The 21469-nt window shown below is 37.6% G+C and carries 22 protein-coding genes and 3 pseudogenes; 18 read left to right on the forward strand and 7 right to left on the reverse strand.

The genetic code is table 11. The features are described 5' to 3' along the window. Positions 1–48 precede the first annotated feature (48 nt). From J7I80_RS05115 to J7I80_RS05150, 8 genes are all read left to right on the forward strand, one after another. On the forward strand, positions 49–462 hold the full coding sequence (locus tag J7I80_RS05115; RefSeq protein WP_214736314.1) for a DUF4304 domain-containing protein: 414 nt from the start codon (positions 49–51) through the stop codon (positions 460–462). A gap of 107 nt (positions 463–569) precedes the next feature. Next, positions 570–974, forward strand: a complete 405-nt coding sequence (locus J7I80_RS05120; protein WP_214736315.1) for a hypothetical protein — start codon at positions 570–572, stop codon at positions 972–974. Positions 975–1816: 842 nt separating this feature from the next. Next, the gene (locus tag J7I80_RS05125; RefSeq protein WP_214736316.1) at positions 1817–2041 is read left to right on the forward strand and encodes an SHOCT domain-containing protein; all 225 of its coding nucleotides are present in this window, start codon (positions 1817–1819) and stop codon (positions 2039–2041) included. Positions 2042–2116: 75 nt separating this feature from the next. Next, a complete protein-coding gene (locus tag J7I80_RS05130) occupies positions 2117–2365 on the forward strand; it encodes an SHOCT domain-containing protein (protein ID WP_251027608.1) in 249 nt (82 codons plus the stop codon). Positions 2366–2414: 49 nt separating this feature from the next. Then, a complete protein-coding gene (locus tag J7I80_RS05135; RefSeq protein ID WP_251027609.1) occupies positions 2415–2849 on the forward strand; it encodes a hypothetical protein in 435 nt (144 codons plus the stop codon). Positions 2850–2907: 58 nt separating this feature from the next. Then, positions 2908–3093: an SHOCT domain-containing protein gene (locus J7I80_RS05140; protein ID WP_214736317.1), complete on the forward strand. Its 186-nt coding sequence runs from the start codon at positions 2908–2910 to the stop codon at positions 3091–3093. Between the two features lie 19 nt (positions 3094–3112). Further along, positions 3113–3394, forward strand: a complete 282-nt coding sequence (locus J7I80_RS05145; RefSeq protein WP_251027610.1) for an SHOCT domain-containing protein — start codon at positions 3113–3115, stop codon at positions 3392–3394. 17 nt (positions 3395–3411) lie between these two features. Further along, positions 3412–3645, forward strand: a complete 234-nt coding sequence (locus tag J7I80_RS05150; protein ID WP_214736318.1) for an SHOCT domain-containing protein — start codon at positions 3412–3414, stop codon at positions 3643–3645. A gap of 53 nt (positions 3646–3698) precedes the next feature. On the opposite strand, the gene J7I80_RS05155 is transcribed toward J7I80_RS05150, so the two are convergent. Continuing rightward, the gene (locus J7I80_RS05155; RefSeq protein ID WP_214736319.1) at positions 3699–4064 is read right to left on the reverse strand and encodes a hypothetical protein; all 366 of its coding nucleotides are present in this window, start codon (positions 4062–4064) and stop codon (positions 3699–3701) included. Positions 4065–4182: 118 nt separating this feature from the next. Between J7I80_RS05155 and J7I80_RS05160 the strand changes: the two genes are divergently transcribed. Beyond that, a complete protein-coding gene (locus tag J7I80_RS05160) occupies positions 4183–4812 on the forward strand; it encodes a methyltransferase domain-containing protein (protein ID WP_214736387.1) in 630 nt (209 codons plus the stop codon). A gap of 256 nt (positions 4813–5068) precedes the next feature. Here the strand turns inward: J7I80_RS05160 and J7I80_RS05165 are convergent, their stop codons facing one another. Continuing rightward, positions 5069–5350 carry an AbrB/MazE/SpoVT family DNA-binding domain-containing protein gene (locus J7I80_RS05165; protein ID WP_214736320.1) on the reverse strand — a complete coding sequence of 94 codons (282 nt, stop codon included), beginning with the start codon at positions 5348–5350 and terminating at the stop codon, positions 5069–5071. A 397-nt stretch (positions 5351–5747) separates the two neighbouring features. Here J7I80_RS05165 and lgt point away from each other — a divergent pair, with 397 nt between their 5' ends. Both lgt and J7I80_RS05175 read left to right on the forward strand, forming a co-directional pair. Beyond that, positions 5748–6569: a prolipoprotein diacylglyceryl transferase gene (gene lgt, locus J7I80_RS05170; RefSeq protein ID WP_214736321.1), complete on the forward strand. Its 822-nt coding sequence runs from the start codon at positions 5748–5750 to the stop codon at positions 6567–6569. Between the two features lie 166 nt (positions 6570–6735). Further along, the gene (locus J7I80_RS05175; RefSeq protein WP_251027612.1) at positions 6736–7551 is read left to right on the forward strand and encodes a C39 family peptidase; all 816 of its coding nucleotides are present in this window, start codon (positions 6736–6738) and stop codon (positions 7549–7551) included. 388 nt (positions 7552–7939) lie between these two features. Here J7I80_RS05175 and J7I80_RS05180 read toward each other — a convergent pair whose 3' ends face one another. Next, a complete protein-coding gene (locus tag J7I80_RS05180) occupies positions 7940–9448 on the reverse strand; it encodes a multicopper oxidase family protein (protein WP_251027613.1) in 1509 nt (502 codons plus the stop codon). Positions 9449–9654: 206 nt separating this feature from the next. Here J7I80_RS05180 and J7I80_RS05185 point away from each other — a divergent pair, with 206 nt between their 5' ends. The 6 genes from J7I80_RS05185 to J7I80_RS23245 all read left to right on the forward strand — a co-directional run bounded on the left by J7I80_RS05185 (position 9655) and on the right by J7I80_RS23245 (position 15310). Continuing rightward, complete coding sequence (locus J7I80_RS05185) at positions 9655–10173, forward strand: hypothetical protein (RefSeq protein ID WP_214736322.1); 519 nt, start codon at positions 9655–9657, stop codon at positions 10171–10173. Positions 10174–10194: 21 nt separating this feature from the next. After that, on the forward strand, positions 10195–11052 hold the full coding sequence (locus J7I80_RS05190) for a hypothetical protein (protein WP_214736323.1): 858 nt from the start codon (positions 10195–10197) through the stop codon (positions 11050–11052). A 100-nt stretch (positions 11053–11152) separates the two neighbouring features. Beyond that, on the forward strand, positions 11153–12559 hold the full coding sequence (locus J7I80_RS05195; protein WP_214736393.1) for an MATE family efflux transporter: 1407 nt from the start codon (positions 11153–11155) through the stop codon (positions 12557–12559). 496 nt (positions 12560–13055) lie between these two features. After that, positions 13056–14441 carry an exonuclease domain-containing protein gene (locus J7I80_RS05200; protein ID WP_251027614.1) on the forward strand — a complete coding sequence of 462 codons (1386 nt, stop codon included), beginning with the start codon at positions 13056–13058 and terminating at the stop codon, positions 14439–14441. Between the two features lie 148 nt (positions 14442–14589). Next, the gene (locus tag J7I80_RS23240) at positions 14590–14961 is read left to right on the forward strand and encodes an ATP-dependent DNA ligase (protein ID WP_251027615.1); all 372 of its coding nucleotides are present in this window, start codon (positions 14590–14592) and stop codon (positions 14959–14961) included. Next, on the forward strand, positions 14948–15310 hold the full coding sequence (locus J7I80_RS23245) for an ATP-dependent DNA ligase (protein ID WP_251027616.1): 363 nt from the start codon (positions 14948–14950) through the stop codon (positions 15308–15310). Before J7I80_RS23240 ends, J7I80_RS23245 begins: the two co-directional genes overlap by 14 nt. 142 nt (positions 15311–15452) lie before the next feature. On the opposite strand, the gene J7I80_RS05210 is transcribed toward J7I80_RS23245, so the two are convergent. Beyond that, the gene (locus J7I80_RS05210) at positions 15453–18308 is read right to left on the reverse strand and encodes a DUF4116 domain-containing protein (RefSeq protein WP_214736324.1); all 2856 of its coding nucleotides are present in this window, start codon (positions 18306–18308) and stop codon (positions 15453–15455) included. A gap of 94 nt (positions 18309–18402) precedes the next feature. Here J7I80_RS05210 and J7I80_RS05215 point away from each other — a divergent pair. Further along, a pseudogene (locus tag J7I80_RS05215) lies at positions 18403–18771 on the forward strand (DUF2935 domain-containing protein); the annotation flags it as partial. Here the strand turns inward: J7I80_RS05215 and J7I80_RS05220 are convergent. The 3 genes and pseudogenes from J7I80_RS05220 to J7I80_RS05230 form a co-directional block, all read right to left on the reverse strand. Further along, positions 18746–18965, reverse strand: a pseudogene (locus J7I80_RS05220) (SDR family oxidoreductase); the annotation flags it as partial. The pseudogenes J7I80_RS05215 and J7I80_RS05220 overlap by 26 nt on opposite strands. Before the next feature lie 269 nt (positions 18966–19234). Next, positions 19235–19610 (reverse strand): annotated as a pseudogene (locus tag J7I80_RS05225) (MerR family transcriptional regulator). A gap of 469 nt (positions 19611–20079) precedes the next feature. Continuing rightward, on the reverse strand, positions 20080–20916 hold the full coding sequence (locus J7I80_RS05230) for a tyrosine-type recombinase/integrase (protein ID WP_214736326.1): 837 nt from the start codon (positions 20914–20916) through the stop codon (positions 20080–20082). Positions 20917–21469 lie beyond the last annotated feature (553 nt).

Below are 21469 nucleotides of genomic sequence, written 5' to 3' on the forward strand. Positions count from 1 at the left end.
GGCTTCATTTATTGAGGGAGTTTAGTTAATTCAGAAAGTAGGTGCAAAATGTCATCAGGAAGAGATAAAATGATAACCGCTTTAAAAGGCATTGTAGTTCCTAAACTTAGAGAAAAAGGATTTAAAGGTTCTTTTCCTCATTTTCGACGAATCAGCGATGAAAAAATAGATTTAATTACGTTTCAATTTGACAGGTATGGTGGAGGATTCTTTATTGAAGTTGCTGCTTGTTCTCCAGAAGGCTTTACCCATTCCTGGGGCGAGAAAGTTCCGCCAAATAAAGTAACCGCACACGACCTACATCCCGATGACAGGTTAAGATTGAATGATAAAGGTGGTCAATGGTTCAGGTATGACATAGAAAATGCAACTGAGAACATTTATGAAAATGTAGCAAATGAGGTCTTATACCATCTATATGAAGCCGAAGAACATTGGCATAAAAGCAATAATTCTTATTGAACTATCGGGTGCGTTGATCCAAGAAGGATTAACCGCCTTTTTTGTTGAATTCCTTATTGAACAAACGTGGCAGGTTAGCTAAAAAAGAAGGGGAAGGAGGTTTGGGCATGAAAGAAGTGTGGGAGAGATGGGAACCTGTTGAGGACTTTCCAGAGACAATTTATTTAGAAAGTTTAGTTGACGGTAAAAATGGTCTCACTTTGGTTTTTGAAACTGAAGACTCCAATACAAAGATCATTATAAATTTTGACAGCCACGTATTATCTTACAAGAACACCGATGAAGGGGATATTTTTGAAACTTGGCGTAATTTATCAAAGAATTTTGGTGATGAATTCTATACAAAATGGGCACTTTTCAAGGTTAGGAAGTCTTCATACCTAAAGTGGTTCCTGAGAGGAACACCGGGGAAATGGTCTGAAAAGGATATTGAGCATTTTGTATTTAAGACTCCAGCCGATGTGATTGAAGTGTTATCAAACTACTCACCGACTATTGAAATTCAAGTATAAATGCTATTGACTACCTATCCGATGCATAATAGGTATTGCTCAATATGTCCTTGGAGCAGTTTTCTTATTTAGAGATTGTGAAGGATTATACTTAAACTAAAGGGTGCTTTAGCGAAATAAGATAATACAAAAAAGGCTTAGAGTTGAAAATAACTCTAAGCCTTTTTGCCAGCGAAATATATTGTGGTTTGTGTTGTGAAATTTCCTGCTATTTGCCGTGCGATTTAACGTTTTGCACCTCACAAGTAAACCCGTTAAATTATGAATGGCGAGTTTAACTTTTTTTTATACAAATAACGATGCACTTCAACTGTCATTTCGGCATGTATTTTTAGGAAACTACCTCTAAACGGAACCCTTTAGTTTTTTAACGGGTCTAGCTTCTTATGACTTCAATGTAGCAGGAAAGAAAAATGGTTAATGTAGATCTGTAAGCCCAAGGTGATAACTTGCTTGTAGTCCAACCATTAATATAATTTGGCAAAACTCGTCCAGCCTATTATATATTGGGCGGTTCTTTCAACGATCCCAGTGAGGGGGAAAGAAGTTCAAATAAATCATTTAGATAAACATGGATATATTCTACTAGATCAATGGATAGAGTGAGGGGGCTAACAGGGAGGTTGATTACATCCCAGTAGCGGTCATCTTTTTTATTACAAAAAGTAAGTTATTCAGTTATTCCGAGAACAGCCAGAATAGTGAGGACAATAAATACAATTGATTCATTCTCCTATATTTGATGTTCTTTATAATTTTTTCACTCTACATACTTTCTCCATGATTCGCTTTTATATTTAAAGCATAGAAACAAACATCATCACCAGAAAGGAGGGGCTAGCATGATGGGACCTGGTTTTGGAGCAGCTGGGTGCGGACCGATTGGCTTACTTATTGGTTTGTTCTTGATTGGTCTCCTGATCTACTTGTTGAAGAACAGGAAGAAATCAGATGAGGCGAACCTGCCTGATTCTAGTAAAGCAATGGAACAATTGAAGATGCGGCTGGCACAAGGGGACATCACCCCGGAAGAGTACCAAAAGATGAAAGATATTGTTTCAAAATAACAGTTTTCGCTTCATACTTTCTACAAATTTTTAAAAGAGAATGAAAGTATAAAGAAATGGAAAGGAGAGAAGGAAATGATGATGGGACCTGGGTATGGTTACTTTGGAGGCTTCGGGATGGGAGGTGGATCCTTGATGATGATAATAGTTTTACTGGCAGTCGGCTATCTGCTGTATCTGGCTTTCAACCAGAATAGAAGGAGTGAACAAACGCTTCCACTCCAGGCAGTGAACAATCAAGCAATTGATCTTGCCAAGGGCAGGTTGGCAAGAGGAGAAATCACTGTCGAAGAATTCGAACAAATGAAAGCAAATCTTTTATAAAAAGTTGCATCAAAAATCTTATAAAAATAATAAAATTGGAGTGTTTACTATGATGAAAAAGACAATTATTACTGGCGCATTAGCAGCAGCCCTTATCGCAACAGGAGGTACAGGATTGTATATGGCATCCGCGAAGGAAAATGCAGTTAATCCTGCTGATTTTATGAAGGAGCAGGGAATTGATTTCAAGAATATGGCTAACATCATGGGTGAGGGCAACTTTGAAAATATGCAGGAGTTCATGGGTGAACAGGGTGTAAATATCGATGAGATGAATCAGATGATGGAATCAGGAGATTTTGATGATATGCAAAAATTCATGGATGACCAGAATATCAACTTTGGACAAATGAAGCCTTATATGCAGGAAATGCATCCTGATATGAGCACTAAAGACATTGAGGAAATGTATAAAGGGATGCATGGCACAGGTGGCGCATCTAACAGCAGGAATTTCCAGGGTATGGGGAACATGGGCTTATAAAATCTTACCGAGGGCCGGTTTTCCGGCCCTAATACCAAAATTCAGGAGGAATGGAACAATGTTTACGCTGTTGATCTTGGCAATAGGTTTTTACCTTTACAAAACAGGCGATTTACAAAAATTCTTTGGGAAGATGGGTACTCACGTTCCAGATAATAACTCGGCCAGACAAACCATTGATTTGAGGTATGCTGCAGGCAAAATTACCGAAGAAGAATACGTTAAATTGAAAAATCTTATTTAATATAAAGGAGTAATGACAAATGATGAACGGTCACATGGGTTCATTTTTAAACGGATATGGATATAGCGGTCCATCCGGCTTCACCCAGTTTGGAATGATGCCATACTTTAACTCGTCTACATTAATTTTCCTTGTTCTAATTGCAATTGGAGTATTTTTTCTGATGAAAAACCAGTCTTTATCCAAGGCGAATTCGGGGAATATCCAATCATTAGAAGCTGAAGAAATGGCAAAGTTAAGGTATGCAAGAGGAGAGATTACCTTAGAAGAATTCCAGCAAATTTTAATAACGATTAAATAGTAATCGAGGTGAATGAAGTGATTACTCTTATATTAGCAGCCATAGTCTTCTATTATTTATTGAGGACTGGAGATCTGTTCAAACTGATCAAGATGACAAGGAAGCTGATTGTTGACCTTATGTACTCTTTCAAAAAGCAGAAACAAGATTCATTACAAAAGGAATCTCCTTCTGAAACTCTTAAACTGCGTTACGTCAAAGGCGAGATTTCTCAAAGTGAATATGAAATGATTTCTAAAAACCTATTCTAAAAGAAAGCTGCCAAACGGCAGCTTTCTTTTTATCAGTTTTACGATGACTTCTTTTAGAAAAGCGAAACAAATCCCCAACCTGCTGTTGCAAATAGAGTGATGAGTCCTAGTGTCAGACCAATCAGTTGCCTGTTTCCCTTTTTCTGTTGATTTAAATATTCTTTGTAATCTATTTCCCCGCGAGCAAACTTGAGTCCGATTTCATCTGGCTCAATTCGGTACAGCTTACCACCCTTATCAGCCAGTGCGATTTTTGAAATCACTCCGTGGTTCTCAGCTGGAAAGGGTTGGCCTGCTTCAATGGCAAATCTGCCTTCCCCGATCAATTCAATATACAACGGGCGATATACTGTGAATTGAACGATTTGTTCGGCGGTATAGTATGATACCTGGTCGATATTATGATGAGAAACACACAATTTTTTCACCTCATTAAAATTATATTATAAAGGTTCAAAAATGGAACTAGAAATACCTTTATTCATTCTTTGTGCACAGTTTGCCAGTATAATGGTCACTAATCCGTATTCAGAGAGGATGGTTTCATTGGAACAGGAATTAAATGAGAAAATTAAAAAAAGATACAACCGAGTTTCAAAGATTTATGACAGTATGGATAAGATGATTCGAGAAGATTGGAGGAGGGACTTGTTGGCTGGCGCATATGGTGATGTCCTGGAAGCAGGGGTAGGTACTGGGGCGAACCTATCTTTTTATCCGAGTAGTATTAAGTCCTTGATTGGAGTGGATTTCAGCAGCGATATGTTAAAGTATGCAAAACAGAAAGCTTCACAACTAAATGCGCCTTATAAAATGGAACTGATTGAGGGTGACATCCAGGAACTGCCCTTTTCGGACAACGGCTTTGATACGGTAGTATCTACCTGTGTGTTTTGCTCTGTACCAGACCCGGTGTTGGGTCTAGAAGAACTGAGAAGGGTTTGCAAACCGGACGGACAGATTCTTATGCTTGAGCATATGAGAAGCGAAAACCAGGCGGCAGGACTTGTAATGGATTTACTGAATCCAGTAACAGTGCGAATGTGGGGAGCAAATATAAACCGGGAGACAATGGCAAACATTAAATCAGCAGGATTGTCAGTTGTTGCCGAAGAAAGACTAATGGGGTCAATAATGAGAAGACTGTTGCTTTCTCCAAATAAATAGATCTATGTAACAAAAAACGGTTCAAGAACAGAACCGTTTTTTGTTTGGTGTTACTAATTTTTTTTCGACTTATTCTCAATTGACTATTTGTGTTAGGAAAGCGAAATTCACCAATAAATAGGATATGCCATTCCTGCTAAAAGGGTAAGCATAGTATAGAACATGACAGTAGAATTGTCATTTCTGTGTCTGTCGAGGTTGAATCTGAAGTATTATTCCTTTTAAAATACGTTAGTGTCTCAGCGTGGACCTACAATCAAATTTTCTTAAGGCGGATTTTGTTGTTGGAGTTCACTTCCATTTCCAGGAGATTTTCTCCTTCCCAGTTTAGCAGTTTACGTAGTTCACAGGGTATCGTTAAGTTACCATTATATAGTGTTGCCTGATTTAAGTATTTATCTTCGTGGTCTTTCTCAATAACAATAGTATCTTTTTCGTTATAAATATAAAGCAATTGACCATCTTCAATTCCCAGCTCATGTGTTACTTTCTTCGGTATGATGATTTGGCCATTATTATAGAGTTTCCTGATTAGCATGTCTTCTCACTCCAATTAAGGATTGTTACTCTGTGGTGTTCACAAAGTTTTATTAACCTATGGTATCGAATAAATGAGAAGAAAGTATGCAGCGAGTTAATGTATATAAAAAAAATCCAAAATGTATTAATAAAAGTTCAACCCAAGTTGAGAAGAATGATTGAATATCCATAGTTATTGCACAAATATACGCTAACATGTAGGGTGGTTACTCCTTACCCCCCCTCGAAGAAACGGTCCGCATACAGCCGTTTCTTCATTTATAAATAGCTAATTAACCAATCTATCTAACAGTAATGCCCAACAAAGGAAATGTGGTAATCCTGTGTGTCCCTCCATAAAAAATCCACGATTTCCATGTATGATGGTGGAGAATGACATAGAAGAGGTGATATAAATGGGGAATTATGAACCAATTGATCGAATAGCCTTGGAATTAGGCCCTATCACTATTTATTGGTACGGCGTTATTATTGGCTTTGGGATGATTTTAGGATGGATACTTGCTACAAGAGAAGTAAAAAGAAGAGGGTTACATCAGGATGTCTTTTCAGATCTGCTTCTATGGGCGATCCCGATTTCTCTCCTTAGTGCTAGGTTATATTATGTTTTGTTCAAACTAGATTACTATTTGGACAATCCAGGACAGATTCTAGCAATCTGGGAAGGCGGCATAGCCATCCATGGAGGATTGATCGGTGCGGTAGCAACCTCGATAGTGTATGCGCGAAAAAAAGACATTTCCTTCTGGCAACTTGCCGACATAGCGGCTCCTAGCATTATTCTCGGGCAGGCCATTGGTCGATGGGGAAACTTCATGAACCAGGAAGCGCATGGAACAGAGGTGACAAGAACCTTTCTTGAAGATTTAATGCTTCCAGACTGGATTATTAACCAGATGTATATAGATGGAGCGTATTACCACCCAACCTTTTTGTATGAATCTTTATGGAATCTTTCAGGTTTTTTTGTACTCCTTGCCATCAGAAAGTTCGGAGTCAAGCGGGGAGAAGTTTTCCTTTCTTATCTCATTTGGTATTCAGTAGGCAGGTTTTTTGTGGAGGGATTGAGGACAGACAGTCTAATGGTAACGGATGGATTAAGAATAGCCCAGGTTCTGTCACTGGTTTTGATTGGCCTTTCTCTTTCACTCGTCTGGTATCGAAGGCGTAAAGGATTGGCAGATGAGTCATATAAAGAAAGTGCTGCTACTCAGTAGCTTAAACACAAATCATACCCCCAGACGCCCATAGAGATCTGGGGTTTTAAGTGAAGAATACCCATAAGATAAGAAAATGACACCCTCCATAAATTCTCCTAAATTAAATGATAACATGGTTACTAAACTAACAGGCAGGGGGAGTACAAAGATTAAGAATGTAATATTGAGTCATGCAATCATTCTGGTAACTCTCATATTTGCTTTCCTAATAGGTGCAATTTTTATCTTTTATGACAGAGGTGAATCACTTGATAAGGTGTTGGCATTGGGGGGGGATTTTGTAGGCCAAGCAACTTCAATAAAGGATTCGAATGAAAATGAGGGTCCAATAAAGGAAAAGGTGATTGTAAGAATAAAGGACAAAGTGCTTCTTGACGCACCGGTGGTTAAACAATTTCCGGAACTTCCACGAGGATGTGAAGTAACTAGTCTTGCAATGTTGCTTCAATATAATGATATTGATGTTGATAAAATGGAATTAGCTTCAGGCATTAAGAAGAATCCAGTGTTGCTCAAAAAAAGAGAGGGTGTAACTTACTGGGGACATCCAAACGATGGCTATATTGGGGATATGTATACCTATAAGAAACCCGGATTTGGTGTTTACCATAGACCAATAACTGAGCTAGCAGAAAAATACTTACCTGGTAAAGTAAAGGATATAACGGGGGCTGACTTTTCCGAAATTAAAACCTATTTATCCTTGGACCTTCCGATATGGGTGATCATTAATACAACTTATAAGAAGCTGCCGGCCTCTTCTTTTGAAGAATGGATAACGCCCTCTGGACCGGTATCAATCACATACAAAGAACATTCAGTCCTAATTACTGGTTACGACGATAAATATATATATTTTAACGATCCTATCACGGGAATAAAAAACAGGAAAGAACCATACAGCAGTTTTGAGGAGGCCTGGGAGCAAATGGGCAAGCAGGCCATAGTTATATTTACTGATTTCCTTATTTCTGAATAAGTGACATTAAGATTAACACAAATTTAAAAAGCTGTTTTGTAAATATGTTATACATAAATTAGAACCGTATCTGGTTTTCTTGATTGAATCATGGGGTACAAATAAAAAGCGACAATATCTGTTACAGGATAAAATTCACCTGGTAATTTTAACGAAATGTAATAAATGTGTAATATGAATTGCACACTATGTGCACGTTGATTCGTTATTATTTAATTACTAGGCCCCCCCCTTTTTAATATAGATTCCTTCCTATGCATGAAAGGCTGTCGTTTAAAATGCGACAGTCTTTCTGTTATAGGTACGTTATTGGCATATGCATAAACCCTGTTAAGTCCTAAAACAGGGGTCAACCAAAAGGCTCCGGTAAATCACCGGAGCCTTTTGCCTATTCCACATTAAATTGCCCCATCATCCCTGCGTCTTCATGCTCAAGAATATGGCAATGGTACATGAATAACCCTTTATGATCAAATGTTGCAATTGCTCGGACTTTTTCTCCAGGTGCAACCAAAATAGTATCCTTCCATCCGCGTTCATTTGGCGGCGGGGGATTCCCATCACGATCAAGGATCAGGAATTGGGTTCCATGGCCGTGGAACGGATGAGCCATGCCCATATTATTACCCATCATGCCCATTCCTTCATTCGAAATTTCCCAAATCTCGGTATCATGAAGCTTAAGTTGCTCGTCAATGCGATTCATGTCCATCTGTTTGCCGTTGATGCTGACATTACGGCCCATTCCTGACATGACGAATTTCCGAGTACGTGCAGCCATGGTTTCATCTGGATCTGGAATGTCAACCAATTTTGATGGAACATTATTTGGCCCTTTTTCCTCGCCCGTGACGATGAATTTCATAAATGAAGTTCCCTTATCGGTCAATTCCACGGTTTCTCCCTCTTCTATTTCTGAAAAATCAACAATCAACTCAGCACGTTCTGCAGAACTTAAAATAAGCTTGTCCATTTCTACGGGTTTTTCCAGGAGTCCACCATCTGTCCCAATCTGGTAAAATTTCTGATTGTTGCTCAGTTGGAATTGATAAATCCGTGCATTAGAGCCATTCAGCAGCCGGAAACGGACCTTGCCTTTAGGAACTTCAACATAAGGATTAATGGCTCCATTCACCATAATCGTATCTCCCTGCAGTCCCATCATGACATCGTGCATGCTCAAATCATAGGTAAACTGACCGTTTTCATCGAGCTGTTTATCCTGGACAATTAATGGGATATCATTCACCCCATATTCGTTAGGCAGATCCAGGTTCTCACTATCTTCATCATCAATTATAAATAGACCAGCAAGTCCTTTATACACGTGTTCGCCAGTTTCATGGAGAAGATGGGGATGATACCATAAAGTAGCAGCATTTTGTTCAATTTTGAATTGCGGGTTCCACGTGGTTCCAGGCTGGATGCCGGAATGAGGGCCGCCATCCTGGTCGCCGTCAACTTCTAGTCCATGCCAATGGACCGTGGTTGCTTCATCAATCTCATTTTTTACTTTTATTGAAACATCATCTCCAGTTTTTACACGAATCACGGGTCCTAGGTAATCGCCATTATATCCAAACGTATCTGTTGGTTTGCCTTCTATAAACTCCATGGATCCTTTTTGGGCAACAAGAGTGAACTCAGCTTTTCCTGGGTCCTGATTCTCGTCTTTTAGGATGGGGGGAATGGGAAGAGAGGTTCCTCCATCAGCGAATGAGTCATTCTTCATATCTTCGACCTCTCCGTTATCGTTACCCATCATACCACCATCCATCATTCCTCCCCCTTGTCCAGGCATATTGCCATTCATGCCGCCAAAACCCCTCATAAAAAACCATCCGCCCACAATGAGCAGAATCAATAAGATAAGTGCGGCCATAACAATTTTTTTCATCACTTTTACCTCCTTTAGTACTTATCTAGCTTTTACATGACATTATTTTTGAATACATAATACCTCGCTGTGTATTTTATAAACGCCGGTTTATAATTGCAAACAATACTGCTCACTGGGGTCAAATATGCATTTTCTATGGAGTTTAATTCGAGAAACCCGTGGTAGAAACTATAAAGTAAATAAAATTAAGGAGGAATAAAAATATGCTATTACCTGCATCTGACTTAGGGTTAATTGCAACTCACCTACCCGCCCATGACGGTATGATAATGAAAGTAAAGCTTATGGCAAGAGAAGCAAAAGAAGAAAAATTACTTGAATTGCTAAATACTAAGGTAGGGATTTTACGAAGCCATGTGCGTATCATGATGGATATGCTTGATCCTGACAAAAGTGATTTTGAGAAGCTTCCGGATTTCAATGAGCTTCCGGAGGGGCAGCTCGAAACTACATCTAGAGGGTCACAGCTGATGGACAAGCATATCGCAATGGAGATTAAGGCTTCAACAGAGGCAATGGCGAAGGATAACTTCGTCTCAGCTCTTAAAATGAAGGACCCACAGGTCAAACAGACTCATATTGAAATGGCACTTCAGCAAGTGCAGCTGCTTAATATGGTTACTGAATTCCTGAAGGAGATTGAAGCAGATGTAACACCTATGGGTACGCCAGATGAACAAAAGAAAGTCTTGAATCATTTCAGTCATATGATGGAAGAATAGATTTTGATTGGAGGTCGAGAGATGAATACTGAAAATGAACATAGTGCTGTAAACAATCATGACCACAGTCAGACCAGCAGTATGACTAAAGATAGTAGCCAGTCCAGTCGAACACCACATGACAGTCATGAACATCATCAAGAACATAGCATGATGGACTCCCATCAGGGACACACCGACCATAAGGAGAACATAGCAAAAGTACAGGTTGATTGGACCTCAACCCCTCATACGGTCAAAGTGGATCAACAAACAGAAATTTTTATTCACATAAAAGATTTCTCCGGGAAGGTTATCGAGACTTTTCAAGCTGTGCATGAAAAAGAAATGCACCTACTGGCAATTAAAAAGGATTTATCTGTATTCCAGCATCTTCATCCGCATTATCGTGGGAAAGGCAGATTTCAGGTGAAGACAACCTTCCCAAAGGCAGGGGAATATAAATTTTATGCAGATTTCCTGCCGGAGGGGGCAAATCAGCAGCTTGCTTCTCATGAGCTTGTCGTAAAAGGCTCAGAAACCAAGGAAGAGGTTGTTCCCGACAAGCTTTTGAAAAAGGAGATGGACGACCTGATAATCGAGCTAATTCTCCCAGAAGCGAAAGTGGATGAGCATATAAGTTTGATTTTCACTCTAAATGATAAGAATGGAAACCCAATTACTGAACTTGAACCATATCTTGGTTCTGCAGGACATGTCGTGATTGTCAGTGAGGATATGAATGAATTTCTCCATGTCCATCCAGTAGATGAAAACACAAAAGGACCAGATGTTGAGTATATGACCAGCTTTCCTCGTAGTGGATTGTATAAAATTTGGGGTCAGTTCAAGTACAAACAACAACTTTATACGGTTCCTTTTGTGGTTGAAGTCAAGTAAAAGGCATCAGTAACGGCAATGGCACACATGAATGTGTGCTATTGTTCAATTTTCTAGTTAAGGAGGTGGAACTGTGAAGGATATTGAGGGGAAAATCGACATGCCACAAACGAACAAAGGGAGATTGAAAATTATCACGGTGCTTGCTATTCCCGCAGTCATCGAAAATTTTTTCCAGACGATCCTCGGTTTTGTCGATACATACTTTGTATCAAAAATCGGTCTGGCAGAAGTTTCGGCGGTAGGGGTTACCAATGCCGTCCTAGCGATTTATTTTGCGTTATTTATGGCAATTGGGGTAGCAGCCAATGTAAGGATTGCGAACTTTATTGGTGCTAAACTTCCGGAAAAAGCAAGGCATATATCACAGCAATCAATCGTCCTTGCTGCTATATTTGGAATTTTAACAGGGCTCATTACCTTGATTTTCGCTGAACCGCTGCTGAAACTAATGGGAATCGAGGCAGAGGTCCTCGAGGCCGGTGCCCTGTATTTCCGGATTGTTGGTATACCTTCGATTGTGATGAGTTTCATGTTTGTATTAAGCGCTATCCTGCGGGGAGCAGGCGATACGAAATCGCCGATGAAGGTGAGTATTGTCATCAATATTGTCAATGCAGTTTTGGATTATGTCCTCATTTTCGGTTTTTTATTCATCCCCGAAATGGGCATCGTAGGAGCAGGGATTGCAACCGTAATTTCACGATTAATTGGCAGCATTGCGCTATTTTACTATGTCAATAAAACAGAAACCCTTATCTTCAGAAGAGATTACTGGAGTATTGACAGGACACATCTAATGGAATTGACTACTCTTGGAGCCCCAGCTGCAGGCGAGAGACTAGTCATGCGTGCCGGCCAAATCGTCTATTTTGGTTTCGTCGTTGCCCTTGGTACCAATGCATTTGCCGCTCATCAGATTGCCGGCAATGTCGAAGTATTTTCCTATATGATTGGATATGGATTTGCTACAGCCGCCACGATTTTGGTTGGCCAGCAAATCGGTGCGGGCAATCTTGAAGAAGCCAAGCATTATGCCAAATTATCCACCTATCTCACAGTAGGAGCGATGACCCTGCTCGGTGCCTTACTCTTCTTCCTCGGTGATTGGGCTGGCAGCTTTTTTACCGAAGAACAGCAAGTTATCGATGATATAGCAACCGCATTGAAAATCTCCGGTATTTTCCAGCCGTTTCTCGCTGTTTTAATGGTCCTCACAGGAGCATTCCAGGGTGCTAATAACACAAAGTTTCCAATGTACTTAACCGGATTCGGTATGTGGGCTGTTCGAACCGTGCTTGTTTACCTCCTCGGAATCAAGCTGGGATGGGGACTTGCGGGAGTATGGATAGCAATCGGAGCCGATATCGCATTTCGTGCAATAGTATTGGTAATCCAATTCAAACGTGGAAAATGGATGGCACTTGAAAAAGCACCAGATCCAGAATCTCACTGCCACCCGCAAACAACAAAAGAAACAATGTCAGCCTGCGCGAATAACTATTAATAAGGAGCATACAGTTGTCAATCTGTATGCTCTTTTTTTAGGTAACACTATTATAAAGTGAATCTAACCTTTATTGTGATGGTGTTCTTACTTAAAAAGGGGTTTAGTTTAAAAAAATAAGCCTTTAGACCAATTAATTAACTAGTAGATGAGGCAGCCCGGATTGAACTGTTTGATGAAGTAATCCCTATAGAAAAGCTTCAGACGATTTACAACAGCTTAAAGATTGATGATTTAGACAGGGTGAAGGGAAAAATTACATATATGGATGAAGGAGAGAGTATAAAAAATCACCTTCTTGCCAGGTGATGATGCTGTGTTTAATGAGTATTACTTTGCAAAAAATTATTGATTATTAGAAGCTATCAGAAATAACACAGCTTTAGTAACTATTGAAAAATCGTCCTATTAGTTAGGACGATTTTTTTATTAAATTAGCAGGTATTTCCATTAGGAATATCGAACTAATTATCGATGTATAGGAGGTTGATGACAAATGAAAGAAGGAAAACTTTATTTTTTTGATTATCCTGACCCACATCGTCCAATAGAATGTAAGTACGTCACAAGTATCGATGGAATAAACAATTATCACGTGAAAAAAGAAGACGCGCTGTTATATTTTTTTGATAACGGAGTCACTACATATCAGTTTTTAACGAAAAAAGAAGAAAACTACAAAAAGAATGCAAAAATCATGACCTATGAACTTGTGCAGATTGAAAACAGGGTAGGTACTTTACTGTATGATTATGAGCATTATGTAGATGAAAACAATAACGTGAAAAAACGCAAAGCCTTTGTCTGGCGTTTCGTAGGATTTGGCAGAAGCTGCTTTGCACCAACGAAAGAGGAATTAATTGAACTGGTAAGAAAACAAATCCATGAATATCAAAACGATTCGGATGGTCGTGGATATAATACCTATCCATACTATACAAGGCATTTTCGTCCGAAAAAGGAGGTAAGTGTAGGGATGGATTTCGTTGCGTTTGATTTTGAAACTGCCAATCGTAACCGTCATAGCATCTGCTCTGTTGGAATGGTATTTGTAGAAAACGGTGTGATTTTAGATTCTATTTATGAACTCATCAATCCGGAGGAAGAATTTGATTCTTATAATACACTAATCCATGGAATAAGAGAAAGCGATGTAGCAAATGGTCTTACCTTTCCTGTGTTTTACGAAAAGATTAAAAGCAGGATCGAAAATAAACTGTTGATCGCTCATAATATGGCTTTTGACGGGTATGCCCTGCGTGACAATTTAAGACGGTATGGAATCACACCGGTTCATCATAATCTACTATGTTCATACCAGCTCTCAAAAAGACTGGTCCCTAACCTTCCGAGTTACGGGATAAAACCGTTGTGCCAACACTTTCAACTTAGTTTAAACCAACATCACCACGCCCTTGATGACGCAAAGGCGTGTGCTGAACTGATGATGTGCTTAATTAAAAATTATGAATTACACAGTTTAGATGTTGTTTATGAAAGAACATCTATAAAACCAGGAAAAGTATCGCTTGAAAACTACTTCTCCCCAGCAGTAAGCCGAAATGGAGAAAAGTTGGATTTGCGTTCAATTGAAGTAAGCAATGAAGCAGATCCGGAACACCCATTGTTCGGGAAGAACATTGTATTCACAGGAAAACTGTCCGTGTTTTCACGAAGAGAAGCTGCAGTATTGGTAGGGAAAAAGGGCGGAACACCTCAAAACGGAATCAACAATCAAACAGATTATATTGTACTAGGCGATTTTGAGGATGTTATGATCAAAGGAAATAAATCTTCAAAGTTAATAAAAGCTGAAAAAATGATAAATGAAGGAATAAATATCGAGATTGTGAGTGAACAAGATTTCTTGAAAATGCTGTAAAGTAAATAAAAGAGTTTGAAAAGACAAGATGGTCAATTTCTTGTCTTTTTATTATTTGTCCAATATTGTTAAATCAAAAATTACCAGGTAAGTAGGTCGTCTTATCATGCTACTATTACGTTGAGTGGTTCTTAAGTTTGTTGCACCCATGCTTTTGCACAAATCCGATCATCCATTTGATGATGATAAATATATAACAGAGTTGAAGCTGGATGGCTTCCGGCTCATTCTTACTAAGTTTGAAGATAAAGTCCGTTTATACACTCGGCATAACAATGAAGTGACTTCAAAGTTCTCGGAACTACATCAGGTAGAAATCCCAAAAGGAATGGTTTTGGATGGACAAATTGTTGTGACGGACAAACAAGGTAAACCTGATTTTGAAGCCATGATGGAAATGATGGAACGATATATGTCACGTCGGTCTCACCACATGGTCCAATACTGTGTATTTGACGTCATTTACCACAAAGGAAAGAAAGTGACCCAGTTGTTAGTTGTTGCCTTTGGTAGAGCGTAAAGAGCTTGTGGATGCCATTCTGAAGCCTACAGAGGCAATCACGAAGGTTCAGTGGATGTACGGCAGGGGAACTGATTATTTTAACCTAATTAAAGAGCAAGGACTTGAAGGAATTGTCTTAAAAAAGGCAGATGCAAAATACCAGATCAATAAAAGGTCGAACGACTGGCTCAAAGTCATCCATTACCAATATGCTGATGCTGTCGTAACCGGAATCAGAAAAAGAAGAATTCGGTTTACTTCTTGGATTAGAAGAAGAAGGGAAGATAAAACCGGTAGCGGTCATGGAGTTTATAAATCCAGATGCAAGGAAATGGTTATACGATTCTTACCGGGATTATATCCATGATGAGAACACTAAGTTTATCTTCCTTGAACCCAAAATAACATGCCGCGTAAAATTTCGGAATTACACAAAGGGCGGGAAGCTCCAGATTCCTTCATTTGTCGAATATATATCTTAGCAGCAGAAACGCCCCTGAAAAGGGGCGTTAATTGCTTCTGTTTCGTCTAACGGATAGCAACAAGGAGTCATTGTTATTAGTACCCAAATCTTTTGCTTTATTTTTATTTTGATATTCAGATTCGAAAATACGATCGTTCCAAAGCCTTATAACATTAACTTCTGTCAGGTACTGCAATGACTTCATTATCCTTGATGGTCTATACATATAAGTATCTGGAATAAATCTTGATATTTCAGTGCTTCCTGCTCTTATTTCACCTTTTAAAAGCTTAACGTTCTCGCTCTCTCCGTCTAAAAGTTTCAAATAATTATTATATAAATCTATTCTTCGATCTAACAAAAGCGCTTTAACATCTGGATAAATATACTTATCAATAATCGACAGTGCAAAATAAGGGGTTACGGTTCCGTCTTCCGGATTTAGATAAATGTGATTAAAGAAATCTATATCAACAATACAACCGTGGATTGTCCCAGCACCGCCAATTTTTTTAATACTATCAGATATGGATTTTAGAGCTTGATTGTAATCGTTAAATATCCCTCTGATTGCATATGAATAATACGCCATTCTCTCAAAGTAATAATTAAGGTCGTTATGTTCTAAATTATTTATCATCCCACCATTTAACAGATAAATTTTCCCTGTGTTTTGGTTTTCAAGTATAAAACAATATACATTATTGTTTTTAAGCATATGTATATTGCCTGTTCTATTAAAAGTTACTTTAATATTAACGCCTCGGTTAAAGTCCAAATATTGCTCTCTTGAAATAGGATAAATTCCGTCAGGATAATATTTGAAAATATCATAAACTTTTGACAATTTAAAATGCTTTAAACCTATGTTTGTAGAATAATATCCAACTTGATTGTCGGAATAAAAAGTTTTTTCCTCGTCACAACAGTAGTTATTTCGATGAGTATGTCCGTTCACATATATCCAGTTACGGTTGTAATCTTCATTCGACCAGTTTTCTTTTGGCGTATGAGTTAAAATAATTACTTTATCGTTACCTAAAACGCTTTTCACCTTGTTGTAAATGAAGTTAAATTGGTTTGTGTGTTTGATGTCCTCATCTAAATACATAATGGTTTGCCGGTAAATTCCTTGATTGGCGTTGAAGTTTGAATTTAATCCAGAATAACCTAAACCACCAAGTATTACATAAGGACTTTTCAAGCAAATATGTTTCAACTCGTGATGATCAATGGATTTCAATTGTTCTTCTGATATAATCGTTCCGTCTGAAAGCAGCAAATCATTTTGTAAAAAGCGGATGCCTAGACTTGAAAATAAATCCCGGTATTGCAGAATAATTTCATCCAATGTAAGCAAATTAGAATGTGCGACTCCGCGTCGATTGAAATCCCATAATTCGTGATTACCAAGCACTACTACTATTTGACTGGGACTCCAAAATTTGACTAATTCTGTATAAAACAAAGTAGATATTTCAAAGTTAAAAGATATATCTCCCGCAATTAATAAGTAGTCGTCGTAGGATTTATCTGAAGCGGTATCAATCATTTCTTTTACAAGCTGCCTGATATACATTTTAACTTCCAGTTCTGTAGCATTTGTTGGGAATGCATTCAAAAGCTTATGGTTGAGGTGGATATCACTAATATAGTATATCTTGTAAGAAGTGTCGTTTAGTGTTGCACCCGAAACCAAATCGCTATCGTGAAGAACAGAGATAGCTTCTACTACCTCATTTTCTGCAGAAATCATAAGCTCTGTGTTGCAATCAGAATCCTTGACGTTTTCAGCGTAAAAAGAATCGTCATATAGGTATTGTTCGACTAACACATCGCTGTTAATATAGGCATCTTCAATTTTAAAATTGGCGAGACTAACATCTTTAAAATCATAATCATGTAGATTGGCATTTTTTAAATCCGCATCTAAATGGTTATAAAAATCAACAAATAAATCGAATTCTTTTACTTCATCGTCTTCTCTATAACATATTTTTTCTATCGTAATAAATCTGTGTGTTTCTTTGTCAAAGTATTTTCTCTTAAATTCCCGAACCTGTAATTGTCTTTCCAACCTGATGATTTTAACATCGCTGTTTATATCATCTGGTAAGCGGTTTGCTATCGCTCTAACATAAGATCGGTCACTATACGAAATCTCAGAAGAATCGTCGCATTCCCTTAAGATCCGTTCAAATATTTCAAGGCAATTATTTAAAGTATACATACTCTCAGGAACATAAAGGAAAGCTTTCCAGCTGGATTTTACTGCGACATTGCACAGCTCCACTTTTTTAAATTTGTCAGGTACATGCTCTAACGCCAATGCATTATTATCAACAGCAACATTACACAATCCTTTGCTTCTGTTTTTACTCGGCACATATTCCAAGGCTAATCCATTTTGCTCAACTGCTAACATGAATAATTCTTTTGACAGTATATTCTTCGGAACAAATTCTAGCGCTAAACCATTTTGTTCAGTTGCTATTCTGCAAAGACTTTCCGACTTATACTTATCGGGTACATATTTAAGGACTTTGCCGTTTTGTTTTATTGCCTCAAGATAAAGCTTTTTTGTTCGAAACTCATCAGGAATATATGAGGAGTAGGCTAGTATACTTCCATCATTTTTAACGGCTTCTATACAAATTTCATTCGTCATTACTTTTTTTGACACATATTTTATAGCTGAAGCATTTTGTTTAACAGCCTCAAAACACAAGTCTACAGAATGCAAATTTTTAGGGATTGATTTTAATGTACGACCATCTTGCTTAACAGCCTCTAAGCATCTTTCTGGCGTTTTTTCTACCTTGTCAATGTACCAACCATTTTCTTGAATGGCTGAAATTATATCACGGTCACTTATTGTAATAATCTCAGATGGCTTGTCCATGCTATCCCCTCCACTGAAAACACATTTTCCTATATACATAATACCATCTTTTTCCTTTTTGCTTAATTCATTTACTGAACTTTGATGAACCATTATCGAGGAAAAGTTGCCAAGGTTTTCTGTAAACTCGGATATACTCCAGATTCAAGCTTTTAACAATGAGGTTTATCAAGCAGCTGTTGCCATTTGGAGTTACAAGAGAAAGGTGCTAGGATTAACTTTACGCTGTGAAATCCGAACAAATAATTTTCCTTTATTGGTTGACCATATTAGCAGAGAAGCTGCATATTTTGCAAACAGATTAAAAGAGCTTAACGAAGGAAAACTAGCACCCCAACCTGATACGATTATTCAAGAAAATCTTTTCTTTTTAAAAATCATGGCTGATCATGCTAAGTTCATCGGACATCTCTTAGATCCTTCCGAGCAAAAGCTGGAACAAGCTGCTGATTATAATCAGGATTAACAACGTCTGTGACGATAAACCGCTTGCCCACCATTTGTTATGATTATTTCGTCAGCTAATTCTTTTAAACGGTCTTCTCGTCTTGCACCAAGTAAAATTTTTGCACCTTTCTCAGCTGGCAGCATAGCTGTAGCTTCTCCAATTCCTGAACTTGCTCCTGTAATTACAACTACCTTGTTTTCTACAGCCATTTAAGATTCATCCTTTCTAATTTTTAATTGAAATTTTTGAAAGAATATTTTCTATACAAGGCCTAGTATAAGAGCTAGAGTTAACTCTAGCTCAAGTGATAAATTTAAATTGTTTTTTTATTTGCGTAAACAAATGGGTAGTTTCATGGAAAACAAAGTAATCATTAGGGGATACTGTGGAATTAATAAAGTGAATGTCAAGAAAATATGATTTCGGAGATTGGTGGAGACATTAACAGGTAGTTTTCTGTTACTTACTAATAGGAACCCTATTTTATCCTCTTTATGATATCTTCTGTTCCTGCATCTATTGCAGTCTTGTAATACCAACATTTATGATTAATCAGTACCATTGTTATCTTTAGTTCTTCTATTTGAGCCTCTACACTGGCTTTTCGTTCCATAAACATTTCATATCTCTCTTTTAAGGTGGGATTCCCCTCAGAACACCATTCAAAAAAGTTTTATTTTCCGTTATTGGCATTCCAGTAGATTTCAGACATTCAACAATTTTAAAGTCTCGATATCTGAATCCTTAAACACTCTTGTACCGCTTGGTGTCCGATCTTCAAAAGGCATAAGACCCTCTTTGTCATAGTAGCGTAGAGTATACACTGTAAGATTCAATTCCTTTAATTTATGAATTTAAGGTAGAATTTTAGGTATACTGAAGTGTTTTTATATAGTAAGGATAGAATTTTAAGTTTATTAAGGTGTTTTTTTATATGCATCAAAGGACTGTATGTTTTCTGATATTTATGTTTGAATTGAATGTTGTACCTGAGAATTTCAGGTGTTTTTTAGAATAGAAAGCAGGAATTTGAGTTTACTGAGGTGCTTTTTAAGAATTTCAAGTAGAACCAAGAGTTCAACAGGGTGTATTTATGTGAATTCAAGGTGGATTTTAAGGTGTTCTGTGGTTGATTTCAGAAAATTATCTGGATAAGATAGTATTACTTTGTAAATTTTGGGTAGACTTATATATATAAAAAGATGCCCATATGAGAGCATCTCAAAAAGTAATTATCTAATTGTGATTTACTTCTTTTGTACAATCATTGCGGGGAGATGAAAATTACACTTAACGGAATCGTTTATCTAAGACGAGCAAGAATTAGTTTATTGAATTGATGTTTGAATACCCTAAGATTCTCATTACATCATAGTGTGATACCCCTTTGGAAAGTAAATGCACGGCCAGTGTGTTTCGTAGTACTATTGTAGTTACACGTTTTTCTATACTGGCATCTTTACTTAGCCGTGCTAGTCGGTACATGACTGTATTACCAGAAATAGGGGTATTAGGATTCCGGGATGAAAGAAATACATATGGTGAACTTGGCTTGGGATGGTTTTGTAAAAGCTCTTTCAGAGCAATTTTTAAACTAGGTTCAATGGGTATCTGATAATAATCACCCACTTTGTTCCTTGATAAACGCAACAAACCTTTTTCTAAATCAACATCCTCTTTTCTAATCCCCTGGACTGAACCAATACGAGCACCAGTGTAGACAAGAAAACTTATTAACACATAGGTATAGAAGCCAGCAGCTTTTGCGCTTTGAATCAACCGCTTTACTTCTTCTTCAGTTAAGACTTTAGGCATCCGCGCTATTTCTCTATTAGTGGCTATGTTTTCAGTTATATTAACTGAAGCATAACCCTCATTCATTAAGAATCTATAGAATGATTTTATCGTTGACAAATGATTCTGGACATAGTTAACTTTTAGGTTCTTATTTAACAGGAAGTCCTTAAACTTCATCAAGTCTGTTCTTTTAAGATCCTTTAGCTGTACATCAATTTTGTATTCCTGATTTATGAACTTGATGAAAGTCTCTAAATACCTAGTATGCATCCTTAAAGTAATATGAGATACCCCTTTAAGTCTCAAATGGTCTAAGAACTCTTCCATGTAATATGGAATATTATGATTGTTTTGCTCAAGCAATATAAACAACTCCTTTTTAAATTTTAATTGAGAATTACTTACAAATGTACAACGTAAAAACAGCAACAACTATCATTAATCGAGCTTCCAGTGGTTATCAGAAGCTCTTGGAAAACGTGAATCGTGGATGTTTAAAGTAGACATGTTGACTTTGCTGTTAACGAAATAGGTGTAGATTTCATGTAATGAAACCTAAGGATTAACCATATGGTAAAGGCCAGATCTTCTGAGTCATTTGCGGCATTTGTGGTTTTGTTACATAACCAACACTGATTGGACCCAACAACTACTTGAAAGAGCAGCATAGTTGCTCATTGATTGTTAAGAAGACTAAATGTAACGCCAACTCATTATGGTTATTTTCGAAGTATTCATTATGATTTTGAAGAACAACAGGTCATTTAGTAAGATATTGTGTTGGTATCTAACCACAGATAATTGTTTTCATCCTGTTTTTTTTTGTGAGTAAATGTAGCTTCAAATTTGAGATTTCATATGAAGGCAGTTGATTTTGATAAACTGATCAATTTAGCATATTCTACTTGGCAAGATA

The organism is Bacillus sp. ISL-41 (genome assembly GCF_018613235.1).
GTDB lineage: Bacteria > Bacillota > Bacilli > Bacillales > Cytobacillaceae > Mesobacillus.

Excerpts from the sequence above, each read along its gene's own strand:
- J7I80_RS05115 (WP_214736314.1), top strand. The coding sequence starts at position 49 with ATGTCATCAGGAAGAGATAAAATGATAACCGCTTTAAAAGGCATTGTA.
- J7I80_RS05120 (WP_214736315.1), top strand. The coding sequence starts at position 570 with ATGAAAGAAGTGTGGGAGAGATGGGAACCTGTTGAGGACTTTCCAGAG.
- J7I80_RS05125 (WP_214736316.1), top strand. The coding sequence starts at position 1,817 with ATGATGGGACCTGGTTTTGGAGCAGCTGGGTGCGGACCGATTGGCTTA.
- J7I80_RS05130 (WP_251027608.1), top strand. The coding sequence starts at position 2,117 with ATGATGATGGGACCTGGGTATGGTTACTTTGGAGGCTTCGGGATGGGA.
- J7I80_RS05135 (WP_251027609.1), top strand. The coding sequence starts at position 2,415 with ATGATGAAAAAGACAATTATTACTGGCGCATTAGCAGCAGCCCTTATC.
- J7I80_RS05140 (WP_214736317.1), top strand. The coding sequence starts at position 2,908 with ATGTTTACGCTGTTGATCTTGGCAATAGGTTTTTACCTTTACAAAACA.
- J7I80_RS05145 (WP_251027610.1), top strand. The coding sequence starts at position 3,113 with ATGATGAACGGTCACATGGGTTCATTTTTAAACGGATATGGATATAGC.
- J7I80_RS05160 (WP_214736387.1), top strand. The coding sequence starts at position 4,183 with ATGGTTTCATTGGAACAGGAATTAAATGAGAAAATTAAAAAAAGATAC.
- J7I80_RS05165 (WP_214736320.1), bottom strand. The coding sequence starts at position 5,350 with ATGCTAATCAGGAAACTCTATAATAATGGCCAAATCATCATACCGAAG.
- lgt (WP_214736321.1), top strand. The coding sequence starts at position 5,748 with ATGGGGAATTATGAACCAATTGATCGAATAGCCTTGGAATTAGGCCCT.
- J7I80_RS05180 (WP_251027613.1), bottom strand. The coding sequence starts at position 9,448 with ATGAAAAAAATTGTTATGGCCGCACTTATCTTATTGATTCTGCTCATT.
- J7I80_RS05185 (WP_214736322.1), top strand. The coding sequence starts at position 9,655 with ATGCTATTACCTGCATCTGACTTAGGGTTAATTGCAACTCACCTACCC.
- J7I80_RS05190 (WP_214736323.1), top strand. The coding sequence starts at position 10,195 with ATGAATACTGAAAATGAACATAGTGCTGTAAACAATCATGACCACAGT.
- J7I80_RS05195 (WP_214736393.1), top strand. The coding sequence starts at position 11,153 with ATGCCACAAACGAACAAAGGGAGATTGAAAATTATCACGGTGCTTGCT.
- J7I80_RS05200 (WP_251027614.1), top strand. The coding sequence starts at position 13,056 with ATGAAAGAAGGAAAACTTTATTTTTTTGATTATCCTGACCCACATCGT.
- J7I80_RS23240 (WP_251027615.1), top strand. The coding sequence starts at position 14,590 with ATGCTTTTGCACAAATCCGATCATCCATTTGATGATGATAAATATATA.
- J7I80_RS05210 (WP_214736324.1), bottom strand. The coding sequence starts at position 18,308 with ATGGACAAGCCATCTGAGATTATTACAATAAGTGACCGTGATATAATT.